The organism is Mesorhizobium sp. M0587, assembly GCF_040320945.1.
Classification (GTDB): domain Bacteria; phylum Pseudomonadota; class Alphaproteobacteria; order Rhizobiales; family Rhizobiaceae; genus Mesorhizobium.
In genome coordinates this window covers 210,535-223,964 of the sequence record NZ_JAMYQP010000003.1, presented here as the reverse complement: position 1 = coordinate 223,964, position 13,430 = coordinate 210,535, and the positions used below count along the sequence as shown (strand labels likewise).

The following is a 13,430-nucleotide window of genomic DNA, read 5'->3' as shown; positions in this document are numbered from 1 at the left end:
GACGCGGTTCAGATAAATTCCACGACAGAGACGGCTGAAGTGACCGAAGCAGGACTTACCATGCTCAATCGGACCGCGGAGAACGTTGCCCGGGCGACCCCGGAGCCGTTGGCCCGCAAGGTCCGGGGCATCAGCGACAAAGGCCTCGCCTGGCTGTTCATCTCGCCGACGATCCTGTTGCTGCTCGCCATCAACATCTTTCCGCTGTTCTGGGCGATCTACCTGTCGTTCACCAATTACCGCGCCAACCGGCCCAATGAAGTGGTGAAGAACCTCGGCTTTGCCAACTACCGGCGCATCCTCGGCGACCAGGACATCTGGATCGCCATGCAGACGACGGCGCATTTCGTGTTCTGGACCATCCTGTTGCAGACGCTGATCGGCTTCACGCTGGCCTGGCTGATCGACAGGAAATTCCGCGGCCATGCCTTCTGGACGACGCTGATCCTGGTGCCGATGATGCTGTCGCCGGCCGTGGTCGGCAATTTCTGGCGCTTCCTCTACGAGCCGCAGATCGGCCTGTTCGCCTATGCCATCTCGTTCGTGTCGGGCATTCCGCCGACAAACATCCAGATGCTGTCCAACGTGTCGCTGGCGCCGTGGTCGATCATCATCGTCGATACCTGGATGTGGACGCCCTACGTGATGCTGATCTGCCTCGCGGGCCTGCGCTCGATCCCCGAATACATCTATGAGGCGGCCGAGGTCGACCGCGCCTCCAACTGGCGGCAGTTCTGGTCGATCACGCTGCCGATGGCGCTGCCCTTCATCATGCTGGCGGTGCTGTTTCGCGGCATCGAGAACTTCAAGATGTTCGACATGGTCAATCTGCTGACCGGCGGCGGCCCTGGCTCGACCACCGAGGTCGCCTCGATCACGCTGAAGCGGCAGGCCTTCGAGAGCTGGCGGACGGGCTATTCCTCGGCCTTTGCCATCATCCTGTTCGTCGCGGTGTTCGGGCTGGCCAACATCTACGTCAAGGCGCTCAACAAGGTGAAGCAGAGATGAGCCTGACCACAGCCCATTCCGTCGTCGCGCCCACGGCCAATTCGAAGCGAATCGCCGGCGCGATCATCATCGCCTATGCGCTGATCTCGATCGTGCCGCTGCTGTGGATCTTCGCCACCAGCTTCAAGACGCCACCGGACTCGATCGCCTACCCGCCGAAGGTCGTGTTCCAGCCAAGCCTGGAGGGCTATTGCAACCTGTTCACGACGCGGACGCGACAGACGCCGGAATACATCAACTCGCTGGGACCGGCGACCGGTTTCTGCGACGAGACGACCCGCAAGCGCAACATGGTGATCGCCGGCCCATCCAACTTCCTGCCGCGCTTCGTCAACTCGCTGATCATCGCTTTCGGCTCGACCTTCTGCGCCGTTTTCCTCGGCACGCTGTCGGCCTACGGCTTCTCGCGCTTCAAGGTGCCGCTGGCCGACGACCTGCTGTTCTTCATCCTGTCGACGCGCATGATGCCGCCGATCGCCGTCGCCATTCCGATCTACCTGATGTACCGCGAGCTCGGCCTGTCGGACACGGCGCTCGGCATGATCCTGCTCTATACGGCGGTCAATGTGTCGCTTGCGATCTGGCTGCTGAAGGGCTTCATCGACGAAATCCCGCGCGAATATGAGGAGGCGGCGATGATCGACGGCTACACGCGGCTGCAAGCCTTCTGGCGCACCGTGCTGCCGCAGGCGACCACCGGCATCGCCGCGACCGCCATCTTCTGCCTGATCTTCGCCTGGAACGAGTATGCCTTCGCGGCCCTGTTGACCTCCGGCACCGCGCAGACCGCGCCGCCCTTCATCCCGACCATCATCGGCGAAGGCGGCCAGGACTGGCCGGCGGTGGCGGCCGGCACGACGATCTTCCTGGTGCCGATCCTGGTTTTCACAATCCTGCTTCGCAAGCAATTGCTGCGCGGCATCACCTTCGGCGCGGTGCGCAAATGATTAGTGTGGGAACAGGAAGCCGAGGGTGCCATCGTGTCCCTCCCCTTCGTTTACGGCTACGGTATCGACACATTTGCGAACGCTTGGCGTTTGGCGATAGCGTGCATGGCAGGCAGGCGCGCGCATGGTCTCGCGCCGCGCCAAGTCGACCCCCACTCCGTCGAGCTTCGCTCGACACCTCAACCCCGATCGACGGGGTAGAGGAAGGGCGCGATCTTCATTCAGCCAGGCTCCCTTCCTCTCCCTCCGGAGGGGGGAGAGGGCGCTGCGAAGCAGCGACGGAGTGGGGGAACCACCTGGCAACCATCACTCCCCGTGAACGGGGAGAAGGAAGGGAGCTACCCATGACGCGCTCAGCCATTTCCAAAAAATCACCATGGCCTCGCTGGGCCAGGCGCGGCCTGATGGAAAACATCGCCACGGCGCTGATCGCCATCGGCTTCCTGATGCTGTTCCAGCCCTTCGCGCTGTCGCTCTACACCTATTCCTTCGTCACCATGCTCGCCGGCACAGTGATGTTCATCATCGTCTCGAAATTCCCGGAATAATCATGGCCGAAATCCGCGTCCAGAATCTGAGAAAGGCGTTCGGCGATTTCGTCGCCGTGCAGGATTCCAATTTCGTCGTCGAGGACGGCGAGTTCTTCGTCATGCTCGGACCATCTGGCTGCGGCAAGACGACGACCTTGCGCATGATCGCCGGGCTCGAACTGCCGACCGGCGGCCAGATCCTGCTCGGCGGCGAGGACGTCACCATGCTGCGGGCGCGCGAGCGCGACATCGCTTTCGTCTTCCAGCTGTTCGCGCTCTATCCGCACATGAACGTGCGCAAGAACATCGGCTTTCCCTTGCTGGCGCAAGGCATGCCCTCGGCCGAAATCCGCGCACGGGTCGAGGAGACGGCGAAGCTCCTGCGCATCGATCATCTGCTCAACAAATCCGTCTCCGGGCTTGCCGGCGGCGACCGCCAGCGCGTGGCGCTGGGCCGGGCCATCGTGCGGCGGCCGAAATGCTTCCTGATGGACGAGCCGCTGGGGACCCTTGACACCGAATTCCGCGATTTGATGGTCCATGAGTTGCGCGAACTGCACAACCGCATCCACGCCACCACGGTCTATGTCACGCACGACCAGATGGAAGCGATGTCGATGGCCGACAAGATCGCGGTGATGAACCATGGCGTCATCGAGCAGTTCGGTACGCCGCGCGAGATCTACGACCGCCCGGCGACCATGTTCGTCGCCGACTTCATCGGCTCGCCGCCGATGAATTTTCTGGGATTTGGCGGCGGGCTCGCCAAGGGCGCGAAGGAGATCGTCGTCCAGGGTGCGAAGGTCGCTGTGCCGGAGGTGCGCGAGGATATCGCACCGGCCGACATGGCGCTCGGTATCCGCCCGGAACACATCCGTTTCGATGATGCTTCCAAGCTGCGTGGCGCCATCTACGGCACCGAGTATCTCGGCACCACGCAGATCGTCGCTGTGGAAACGGCGAACGGCATCATCAAGGCACGGGTGCCGGCGGAGATCCGGATCTCCACCGGCGACCGTGTCGGCCTGTCGCTGAGCAGCGCGCGCCTGTCGCTGTTCGAGAAGGGATCCGGACGCGCGGTGAGAACCGCGATCCACGATGTGGCCTCGGAACGGAGAGCACAGCATGGCTGAGGTGCACATCAAGAACGTGACCAAGAGTTTTGGCGACCATGTCGCCGTCAACGGTCTCGACCTCCATATCGCCGATGGCGAATTCGTCGTGCTGCTCGGGCCGACCGGGGCCGGCAAGACGACGACGCTGCGGCTGATCGCCGGGCTGGAGCGGCCGGATGCCGGCACGATCGAGATCGGCGGCCACAATGCGACGACGCTTTCGCCGGCCGAGCGCGACACCGCTTTCGTGTTCCAGCAATATTCGCTCTATCCGCATCTGTCGGTGTTCGACAATCTTGCCTTCCCGCTGCGCTCGCCGGCGCGGAGAATACCGGAGGAGCAGATCCGCCGCCGGGTCGAAGAGGTGGCGAAGATGGTGCGCATCCATCACAAGCTCGCCAACCGCTCGACCAAGCTGTCGGGCGGCGAAATGCAGCGGGTCGCCATCGGCCGCGCGCTAGTGCGCAAGCCCTCGATTTATCTGATGGACGAGCCGCTGTCGTCGCTCGACGCCAAGCTGCGGGCGGATCTCAGGCTCGAATTGAAGCGCATCCAGTCCGAACTCGGCGCCACCATGCTCTACGTCACGCACGACCAGATCGAGGCGATGACCATGGCCGATCGCATCGGCATCCTCACCGAGGGCGTGCTGGTGCAGATCGGCTCGCCGAGGACGATCTATTCCGAGCCGGCAAACCTGCATGTCGCGGCCAGGCTCGGCCAGCCGGCGATCAATCTTTTGCCGACCGGGCTGTTGCCCGATGGCGGGGCGCCCACCGGTACCAGGACGATCGGCGCACGCACCGAGCATCTGGCTATCGAGAAGGCCGCCAATGGCCATGCCGACGGCATCGTCGACTGGGTCGAGCATCTCGGCGACCAGAACCATCTGCATGTGACGGTTGGGGCAAGGAAGCTGGTGACGCTGACCGATCCCGACACGGACCTGGCGCAAGGCGACAGAGTGATGATCCGCTACCGCTCGCCGCTCTATTTCGGCGCCGACGGGCAACGACTGATGTGAATGGGGCTGATGGGAACGGTTTTCGGTGTCTCCCTCTCCAAGGGTCCAACACCGGCTTCTGATTGATGACTGCGCACAAGTGACTGGACGAATTCGATGAAGCACTTTTTCAACCGCAGGGAAACGATCGTCACCGAGGCGCTGGACGGCGTCTTGCGAACCATCGGTTCGGGCGATCTCGCACGCCTCGACGGCTATCCCGAGATCAAGGTCATCCTGCGCGCCGACTGGGACAAGACGAAGGTCAGCGTCGTCTCCGGCGGTGGCGCCGGACACGAACCGTCGCATGCCGGTTTCGTCGGCAAGGGCCTGTTGACGGCGGCGGTTTCGGGCGAGATCTTTGCCTCGCCGAGCGTCGAAGCGGTGCTGGCGGCCATTCGCGCCGTCACCGGTCCGGCCGGCTGCCTGCTGATCGTCAAGAATTACACCGGCGACCGCCTCAATTTCGGCCTGGCGGCCGAGAAGGCGCGCGCCGAAGGGTTTCGTGTCGAGATGGTGATCGTCGCCGACGACATCGCGCTGCCCGACATTGCCCAACCGCGCGGTGTCGCCGGCACCTTGTTCGTGCACAAGATATCGGGCCATCTGTCGGAAGCCGGACGCGACCTGGCCGACATCGCGGCGGCGGCACGAGCGGCGGCGAAGGACATTGTTTCGCTCGGCATGTCGCTGTCGTCCTGCTCGATCCCCGGCCAGCCGCATGAAGACAGGTTTGGCGAAAATGACGGCGAGCTCGGCCTCGGCATTCATGGCGAGCCGGGCGTCGAACGCATCGCGGTGCAGAGCGCCGACAGGCTCGTCGCGATCATGGCGGAGCGGCTCGCGGCGCGGCTCGATCCGGACGCCGTTCATGCGTTGCTGATCAACAATCTCGGCTCGGTGCCACCGCTCGAAATGTCTGTTATCGCCAATGCGGTGCTTGCCTCGCCACTCGCCAGAACGATCAAGCTGACGATCGGACCCGGACCGCTGATGACGGCGCTCAACATGAACGGTTTCTCGCTGTCGCTGATCCGTCTCGACGCAGCGCGCGAAACGGCCTTGCTGGCGCCGGTCGGCCCACACGCGTGGATGCAAGCCAAGCCGGTCGTTGCGCCCGATGTCGTGCCCATGGCAAAGGCGGCCGGACCTGGCGCGGCACACAAGCCCAGCCAGGATGCACGCACCAGACGCCTTATCGTCACGGTCTGCGAACGGCTGATCGCGCTCGAAACTACATTGAACGGGCTCGACGCCAAGGCCGGAGACGGCGACACCGGTTCCACGGTGGCGACCGGCGCGCGCAGTGTGCTGGAGCGGCTTGATGAATTGCCGCTGGCCGACCCCGCGGCGACCCTTGGCGCGATCGGCGATATTTTGAGCGCGTCGATGGGCGGTTCCAGCGGGGTGCTGCTGTCGATCTTCTTCACGGCGGCAGCGCAGGCCCTGGACAGCGGCGCCGACGTGGCCAAGGCGCTGCTCGCCGGCCTTGAGCGGATGACCTTCTATGGCGGCGCGAGGATGGGCGATCGCACCATGGTCGACGCGCTGGAGCCTGCCCTGAAGGCGCTCGATGCCGACGGGCTGGAGGAAGCAGCGGCAGCGGCCGCACGCGGCGCCGAGGCTACCGCGGCGATGGACAAGGCGAAGGCCGGGCGGTCCGCCTATGTCGGCAGCAAGCTGCAAGGCGTTGCCGATCCCGGCGCTCATGCGGTGGCCGAAGTCTTCGCGGCCGCGGCCACGCTGCTTGTCGCGGCCTAGGCATGCTCCAGTTGTCGAATGAGCGTTCTTTCGATACTGCCGGCAGGACGGAAACCGGGAACTTGGGTGACATGGCGGCGTTGGACCTTTCCAGGCTGATCACAGCGGCCGCGGACACGATCGTCGCGCACGCCGACGCGTTGACGGAACTCGACCGGGCGATCGGCGACGGCGACCACGGGCTGAACATGAAGCGCGGCTTCGAGGCCGTACGCGCGGAGACCGAGGGTTTTTCGGCCAAGCCGCTGCCGGACGCTTTGAAGGCGATCGGCACCAAGCTGGTGATGACCGTCGGCGGTGCTTCGGGTCCGCTGTTCGGCACCTTGTTCATGGCGCTCGGCAAGGAGATCTCCCCCGCGCCCGATCGCGCCGACCTGACGGCAGCTTTCGGCAAGGCGATCGAAGCAGTGGCCGCGCGCGGCAAGTCGCAAGTTGGACAAAAGACCATGCTCGATGTGCTGCAACCGGTGCATGACGCCTTGGCCCAGGGAAAGACGGCTTCTGAAATCGCCGATATCGCCGACGCGGCGGCCGAGGCGACCGTGCCGATGAAGGCGCTGCGGGGCCGCGCATCGTTCCTTGGCGAGCGCTCGATCGGCCATATGGATGCCGGCGCGCGCTCGACTGCGTTGCTGGTGCGCACGGTCGCGGAAATTCTTGGGAAGAACGCATGAGCAATGTCGGCATCGTCATCGTCTCGCATTCGCCGCTGGTCGCGGAGGGCACGGCCGACATGGTGCGCCAGATGGTGGGCGACGAAGTGCCGCTTGCATGGTGCGGCGGAAACGGCCATGGCGGGCTCGGCACCAATGTCGAGGCGATCATGGGCGCCATCGACAAGGTCTGGTCGGAAGCCGGCGTCGCCATCCTGGTCGATCTCGGCGGCGCCGAGACCAACTCAGAAATGGCTGTGGAGATGATCGGCGAGCCGCGGGCGCACAAGATCATCGTCTGCAATGCGCCGATCGTCGAAGGCGCGGTCATGGCGGCGACCGAGTCGTCCGGCGGCGCGACGCTCAGGGAAGTGGTGGCGACGGCGCACGAATTGTCGCCGTCGTGAACGAACGGGAATCTTGAAAGAAATGTCCGCAGCCGCCGAAGCGACCGTCCTGATCAGCCACGATGTGGGGCTGCACGCGCGTCCTTCGGTGAAGCTCACCAAGCTTGCCAAGACCTTCGCCGCCGATGTGGAAATAGCACTTGCCGCCAATGGGCCGTGGTTCGACGCCAAGAGCATCGTCAAGGTGATGGCGGCCAAGGCGCCGAAGGGCACCGTGCTGCACATCAGGGCCAGCGGCGATGGCGCCAACGAGGCCGTCGACGCGCTGGTCGAACTGGTGCGGCGTGATTTCGACGAAGGCGCGGACCATGTCCGGACCGCTTAGGCTGCAAGGCATTTCGGCCTCGGCCGGCTATGCCGAAGGGCGGCTGTTCGATCTCGACCGGATCGCCGCATCCTATGTCGGCAAGGCAGCAATCGCCGAAGAGAGTGCGGCGCTCGCAACCGCAATCAACATTGCGGCGGGTCGCCTCACCGCATTGATCGAAACCGCTGACAGCGATGCCGCCGACATTCTCGAATTCCAGATCGCCATGCTGGCGGACGAGGCGCTGAGCAGTCCGGCCTTCTCCGCCATAGATGGCGGCCAGCCGGCGGATCAGGCCTGGCGGCAGGCGCTCGACGCCGAGATCGCCGGCTACGAAGCTTCCGATCAGGATTATTTCCGCGCGCGCGCCGCCGACATACGCGACATCAGGGACCAGGTGCTGCGAGCTCTGACCGAGGACGGCGACGTCCAGGCGCCAGCCGGCGCCATTCTCTACGGTGAGGACATCGCGCCGACGCGTTTTCTCGAAACCGACTGGAACGCCGGTGGCGGGATCGCGCTGAAGGCCGGCAGCACGGCGAGCCATGTCGCCATGCTGGCGCGCTCGCGCGGCGTGCCGATGATTGTGGGGCTTGGGATGGCCGGATCCGGCTTGGTTGACCTCGACGCCTCGGCGACCACCCTAGCCGGCATCGCACTGCTCGACGCGGAACATGGCGTGATCCTGCTTTCGCCATCGAAGGCCGAAATCGACGCGTTCCGCCACTTGTCCTCATCGTTCTCGGCGCGTCGCGACCGGGCCGGGACGTTCCTGGCGCGGCCGGCAGTGACCAGGGCCGGGACGTCCGTGCGCGTGCAGGTCAACATCGCCGGCCCGTCCGACGTCGACGGCATCGACATCGCGACCTGCGACGGCGTCGGGCTGATGCGCACCGAATTCCTGTTCGGCAAGACTCTGCCGGATGAGGAGACGCAGTATCGCGCCTATCGCAAGGTGCTGGAATGGGCCGGCGACAAGCCGGTGACGATCCGCACCGTCGATGCCGGCGGCGACAAGCCGGTGCCCGGCTTCACCGTCGAGGAGGGCAATCCGTTCCTCGGCCTGCGTGGGATCAGGCTGTCGCTGGCAAGACCGGAGGTGTTTCGTGTACAAATCCGCGCGCTGCTGCGCGCCGCTGTCCACGGCAATCTGAAAGTGATGTTCCCGATGATCGCCATTGCGGAAGAGTACAGACAGGCGGCGGCGCTGTTCGCCGACGAGCGGGCAGCGCTCGCCGCATGCGGCGTCGCGCATAAAATGCCGCCGCTCGGCATCATGGTCGAGGTGCCTTCGGTGGCGATCGCGCCGGAGGCCTTCGCCGATGCCGCCTTCTTTTCGATCGGCTCCAACGACCTCACCCAGTATGTCATGGCGGCCGCCCGCGACAATGCTGCGGTGGCGCATCTCAATTCGGTCCGGCATCCGGCCGTGCTGCGGCTTGTCGCTGCGGTGACGGCATTCGGCTTGCGCGAAGAAATCCCGGTCAGCTTGTGCGGCGACGCCGGCGGCGATCCCGCCTCGATCCCGTCTCTGCTCGAGGCGGGCCTGCGCGATCTTTCCGTCGCTCCGGCGCAACTCGCCATGGCCAAGGCGGCCATCGCGGATGTTCCGGTCTAGGCGCGGCTGGCATGGTCGACGACAAGACACCTGAACCCGGCTCCGAAGAGGCGATCCGCGCCTACAAGACGATCCTGTCGCAGGTCATCGACCAGCGCCCGTCCGGCATGCGCCAGCGCCTTGCCGACGCGCTAGGCAAGCATCGCAGCTTCGTGACGCAGATTTCAAGCCCGGCCTATTCGATCCCGATCCCGTCGAAGCATTTGCCTTCGATCTTTTCCGTCTGCCATTTCAGTCCGGCCGAGCGCGACCAGTTTCTCGCCGCCTACCATCAGGCGCATCCGGGAAAAATGTCGATAGCGGCAGGCATGCGCAAGACGCGGCATGTCTCGCTCGTCGTGCCCGATTTCGGCGACGACAAGCAGAACGCGGCGCTCGACAAGGCGGTGAACGACTTTATTCAGAAGATCACCAGCATCGCCGGCAAGGGCGGCTGACATTTCTTGCCGGACTGTTTGGGAGGATACCATGAAGAAATTTATGAACTCGGTGGACACGGTGCTGACCGAGAGCCTCGATGGTTTCGTCGCCGCCCATGCCGATATTCTCGCGCTCGGCGACGGGCACAAATTCATCCGCCGCAAGTCCTTGCGGCCCGGCAAGGTGGCGCTGATCTCCGGCGGCGGCTCCGGTCATGAGCCGCTGCATGGCGGCTTTGTCGGCCATGGCATGCTGGACGCCGCCTGCCCCGGACAAGTGTTCACCTCGCCGACACCCGACCAGATGATGGCGGCGGCGGAAGCCGTCGACACCGGCGCCGGGTGCCTGTTCATCGTCAAGAACTATGAGGGCGATGTGATGAACTTCGACATGGCGGCCGAAAACTCGGAAGGCGTGCTGCAGGTCCTGACCAACGACGACGTCGCCGTCGAGAATTCCTCTTATACGACCGGCCGGCGCGGCGTCGCCGGCACGCTGGTGGTCGAAAAGATCGTCGGCGCGGCGGCCGAGCAAGGCCTGGCGCTGGCGCCGTTGAAGGTGCTGGGCGAACGCGTCAACGATGCCACCCGCTCGATGGGCGTGGCGCTGACCAGTTGCACGGTGCCGGCGGCCGGCAAGCCGACCTTCGACATCGGCGACGGCGAGATGGAGTTCGGTGTCGGCATCCATGGCGAGCCCGGCCGCCGGCGCGACACGTTGAAGAGCGCCGACGCCATCGCCGAGGAGATCTGTGCCGCGATCCTCGGCGATCTCGGCGACAAAGCGAAAGGCCCGGCGCTGCTGTTCGTCAACGGCTTCGGCGGGACGCCGCTGATGGAGCTCTATCTGATGTACAACAGCGCGCGGCGAATTTTCGAAGGACGCGGGGTGACGGTGACGCGCTCGCTGGTCGGCACCTATGTCACCTCGCTCGACATGGCTGGCTGCTCGATCACGCTGACCATGCTCAATGACGAGACGACCGCGTTGTGGGATGCTCCAGTCCACACGGCGGCACTGCGCTGGGGCATGTAACGCTGGCTTCGACCACGCTTTTCTGCAACCATCCCGGACAATCCTTTTATCGCAACATTGTCCGGGTTGATGCTGCCACTCCTCAACTCCGCTGAAGAAAAGCTGCTGCTGCGCTACGCGGACCCAGAGGCATCGGCCGTAGATGCCGATCTTTCGCCGGCGAAGGCTTTGTCGGCACTCCTCGACAATGCCGAGTTCCATGGCGTCCTGCCGATCATGCTGCGCAAGCTAAGCGAGCGCGGCGAGCATCCGCCAAGGGATGCGGGTCTGCAAGCCAAGCTGGATGCGCTGCGCCGGAAAGCGACGATCGCCACCGGCCAGTCGATGCTGCTGCAATATCACGGCGACCGCATCATGAAGGGGCTGGCGTTGGAGGGCATTCCGGCGCGGATCGTCAAGGGACCGGTCTTCGCGCGAAAGCTTTACCGCCACGTATCCGACAGGCCGTTCACCGACATCGACATCCTCGTCGAGCCCGCCAATCTGTCGCGCGCGAACCAGGTGATCGCGGCCTGCGGCTTCGAGCTTGGCAGCAACGAGGCCCAGTCCTACGGGCTGCGGGAGTTCAAATGGCTGGAAAAGGAGAATTCCAGCCTGCTGGTCGAACTGCATGGCGATCTGGTGCACGACACCGGCATGCGGCGCCGCCTGTCGTTGGGCTTCCACGAGTTGCACGCCATCGACGGCGAGGCGACGGACTCTCCGGCAGCACTTTTGACGATCGCGATCGTGCATGCCGCTGGCGGCCACAAATTCCATCGGCTGCAGCTTTGCGTCGACGTGCTGCAAGGCGTGCGGGCGCTGCAGTCGGCGGAATCGGAAACCCGCCTGCTCGACGCCGCCCGCATGACCGGCATCGAACTCGAACTGGCGATCGTGCTCAATGTGACCGGCCAGTTGTTCGGCGAGCGCCGCGCGCTTGAACTCGCCGGACGGATCAAGCCCAGTCTCTCCATACGACTGGCCAAGCGGCTGATCACGACGAACACGCTGCTCAGCGTCAACGCCAGGGACAAGCTCGGCTCGCGCCTGCGCCGTGATGCCTTCCGGTGGATCCAGCGGCTGGCCAGGGCGAGAGCAATTCCAGAAAAAATGTGAACGGTTTTCCGTCCGGAATCGCGGCTGACAGGGAGATGGAGCGGTTTGGCGTCCGGTGAAACGACGAACCGCTCCCGGCCATAAGCCGCCTGGCTGGGCCGTTCAGTCCCTTACCGACAATGCCGAGCGGATCAGCGCCGCCGCGTCGGCCGGACGGTCGCCCACTTCCAGCCTGAAGGCCGGCACCCAGGAGACCAATCCGGCGATCGTCGCCAGCCGGCGCATCTGCAGCGGCAGCAGGCCGGTCATGCCTGTGCGAACATTGTCCATCGCCAGCGCCACCATCGCGTCGGTCCTGGCCATGGCGACGAGCCGGGTTCCGCTATCGGCGGACCGCGCCAGGTGCAAGAGCCCGGCCACCGGCCTGGCGGACGGGTTTTCGATCCGTACCGTCTCGCCCAGCCGCTCCAGCGACACGGCCTGCTCGCCGTTGCGGTCCCATGAAGGGCCGAGGCATGGCGACACAAGCGGGATCATCTCGGCCGTGTTCTGGTGGATCTTGACGTGGCGCGGCAAACCCCAGGCCGAGGGCATGGGCGAAGCGACATTCAGGATCATGGCATCGTCGGAGCAAAGGCCGAATCCCTGCATTGCCAAGGCCAGCGACGTCGTGGTCTTGCCCGTGCCGCTTGGCGCATGGATCAGCACGACGGCATCGCGATCCGGCAGCGTCAGGCCGGCGGTGTGCAGCATATGCTGGCCGCCGGCATCGAGCGCGGCGTCGAGGACCAGCATCGATGGCGTCCATGGGGCTTTTGCGGCAGGGCGGAGCCGGAGTTTGGCCCAACCCTCCTGGTCGTTGATCTCGACGGTCTGGCGTCCGGGAAAGACAAGGTGGACGGTGCCGCCGTCCGCGATCATCCGGCAATAGCCCTCCTCGGGTATTTCGCCGTCGAAGACGAGCGATCCCTCGGGCGCCTCGTCCAGAACCTCGGCTTCGGCGACATCAAGGCGGAAATCCGGTTCGACGGGACCTGTGATGCGCAGTTTCGCAAGCATTCTTTCGAAATCCCGCCACAGCTCCGGACGTTCGGCCGAGATGGCGAAGATTGGGCCGTTGAGGCCATAGAACGCTGAAGGTCTGGTCACGCGGGACGCAGCTTTGTCGCATCGGCATGGTGGCGATAGATCTCGATCATGCCGGGAAGGCGGTCGCTGACCACCGGCTTGCCATCGAGGCAGACCCAGCAGTGCGCCGTCAAGCGCCGCGCCTGCATCGACTGCGGATCGACGCCGAAGCGCAGGTCCGGATCGAAGCCGGCAAGGCGCAGGAAACGATGGCCGAGCAGACCTTCCCGCAGGCATCTGCGGTCGCGCATCAGCCAAGGATGGCGCACGGTGCGGCCGACGCTGGCCACGACATAGGCGGACGGCAAGCCGCGGTAGGGCGTCGACGAGGAGAGCGGCGCCCATTTCAGCACCTCCTCGAAACCGCGATTGGCGACCAGGACCGGCATCAGCCGCGCGCTTGCCCAGAGATGGCAGCGGAATAAGGCGCGCAGGAGAGGACCGTCGGCCATCACGCGCG

The 13,430-nt window shown here is 64.8% G+C and carries 15 protein-coding genes; 13 read left to right on the top strand and 2 right to left on the bottom strand.

The window, feature by feature from the left end; translation table 11 throughout:
• Positions 1 to 60 precede the first annotated feature (60 nt).
• The 13 genes from NKI49_RS04385 to NKI49_RS04325 all read left to right on the top strand — a co-directional run bounded on the left by NKI49_RS04385 (position 61) and on the right by NKI49_RS04325 (position 11,902).
• On the top strand, positions 61 to 1,008 hold the full coding sequence (locus NKI49_RS04385) for a carbohydrate ABC transporter permease (protein ID WP_027023747.1): 948 nt from the start codon (positions 61 to 63) through the stop codon (positions 1,006 to 1,008).
• Positions 1,005 to 1,955 carry a carbohydrate ABC transporter permease gene (locus NKI49_RS04380; RefSeq protein WP_352605306.1) on the top strand — a complete coding sequence of 317 codons (951 nt, stop codon included), beginning with the start codon at positions 1,005 to 1,007 and terminating at the stop codon, positions 1,953 to 1,955. Before NKI49_RS04385 ends, NKI49_RS04380 begins: the two co-directional genes overlap by 4 nt.
• A 344-nt stretch (positions 1,956 to 2,299) precedes the next feature.
• Positions 2,300 to 2,503 carry a hypothetical protein gene (locus NKI49_RS04375; RefSeq protein WP_352600130.1) on the top strand — a complete coding sequence of 68 codons (204 nt, stop codon included), beginning with the start codon at positions 2,300 to 2,302 and terminating at the stop codon, positions 2,501 to 2,503.
• A gap of 2 nt (positions 2,504 to 2,505) precedes the next feature.
• Entirely contained in the window at positions 2,506 to 3,618 is a 1,113-nt protein-coding gene (locus tag NKI49_RS04370; protein ID WP_352600128.1) for an ABC transporter ATP-binding protein, read from the top strand.
• Positions 3,611 to 4,624 (top strand): ABC transporter ATP-binding protein, encoded by a 1,014-nt coding sequence (locus tag NKI49_RS04365; RefSeq protein ID WP_352600126.1) that lies wholly within the window; start codon positions 3,611 to 3,613, stop codon positions 4,622 to 4,624. The genes NKI49_RS04370 and NKI49_RS04365 overlap by 8 nt, the downstream gene beginning before the upstream one ends.
• Before the next feature lie 96 nt (positions 4,625 to 4,720).
• Complete coding sequence (locus NKI49_RS04360) at positions 4,721 to 6,364, top strand: dihydroxyacetone kinase subunit DhaK (protein ID WP_352600124.1); 1,644 nt, start codon at positions 4,721 to 4,723, stop codon at positions 6,362 to 6,364.
• A 71-nt stretch (positions 6,365 to 6,435) separates the two neighbouring features.
• A complete protein-coding gene (gene dhaL / locus NKI49_RS04355) occupies positions 6,436 to 7,038 on the top strand; it encodes a dihydroxyacetone kinase subunit DhaL (RefSeq protein WP_352600122.1) in 603 nt (200 codons plus the stop codon).
• On the top strand, positions 7,035 to 7,424 hold the full coding sequence (gene dhaM / locus NKI49_RS04350; protein ID WP_352600120.1) for a dihydroxyacetone kinase phosphoryl donor subunit DhaM: 390 nt from the start codon (positions 7,035 to 7,037) through the stop codon (positions 7,422 to 7,424). The genes dhaL and dhaM overlap by 4 nt, the downstream gene beginning before the upstream one ends.
• Positions 7,425 to 7,446: 22 nt before the next feature.
• Positions 7,447 to 7,749: an HPr family phosphocarrier protein gene (locus tag NKI49_RS04345; RefSeq protein ID WP_352600118.1), complete on the top strand. Its 303-nt coding sequence runs from the start codon at positions 7,447 to 7,449 to the stop codon at positions 7,747 to 7,749.
• Complete coding sequence (gene ptsP, locus NKI49_RS04340) at positions 7,733 to 9,349, top strand: phosphoenolpyruvate--protein phosphotransferase (protein ID WP_352600116.1); 1,617 nt, start codon at positions 7,733 to 7,735, stop codon at positions 9,347 to 9,349. Before NKI49_RS04345 ends, ptsP begins: the two co-directional genes overlap by 17 nt.
• A gap of 11 nt (positions 9,350 to 9,360) precedes the next feature.
• The gene (locus tag NKI49_RS04335) at positions 9,361 to 9,786 is read left to right on the top strand and encodes a hypothetical protein (RefSeq protein WP_352600114.1); all 426 of its coding nucleotides are present in this window, start codon (positions 9,361 to 9,363) and stop codon (positions 9,784 to 9,786) included.
• 31 nt (positions 9,787 to 9,817) lie between these two features.
• Positions 9,818 to 10,804, top strand: a complete 987-nt coding sequence (gene dhaK, locus NKI49_RS04330) for a dihydroxyacetone kinase subunit DhaK (RefSeq protein WP_352600112.1) — start codon at positions 9,818 to 9,820, stop codon at positions 10,802 to 10,804.
• Positions 10,805 to 10,873: 69 nt separating this feature from the next.
• A complete protein-coding gene (locus NKI49_RS04325) occupies positions 10,874 to 11,902 on the top strand; it encodes a nucleotidyltransferase family protein (protein ID WP_352600164.1) in 1,029 nt (342 codons plus the stop codon).
• A gap of 102 nt (positions 11,903 to 12,004) precedes the next feature.
• Here NKI49_RS04325 and NKI49_RS04320 read toward each other — a convergent pair whose 3' ends face one another.
• Both NKI49_RS04320 and NKI49_RS04315 read right to left on the bottom strand, forming a co-directional pair.
• Positions 12,005 to 12,991, bottom strand: coding sequence for a phosphoenolpyruvate carboxykinase (ATP) (locus NKI49_RS04320; protein ID WP_352600110.1), 987 nt, complete (start codon positions 12,989 to 12,991; stop codon positions 12,005 to 12,007).
• Positions 12,988 to 13,422 (bottom strand): lasso peptide biosynthesis B2 protein, encoded by a 435-nt coding sequence (locus NKI49_RS04315; RefSeq protein ID WP_352600162.1) that lies wholly within the window; start codon positions 13,420 to 13,422, stop codon positions 12,988 to 12,990. Before NKI49_RS04315 ends, NKI49_RS04320 begins: the two co-directional genes overlap by 4 nt.
• Between the last annotated feature and the right edge of the window lie 8 nt (positions 13,423 to 13,430).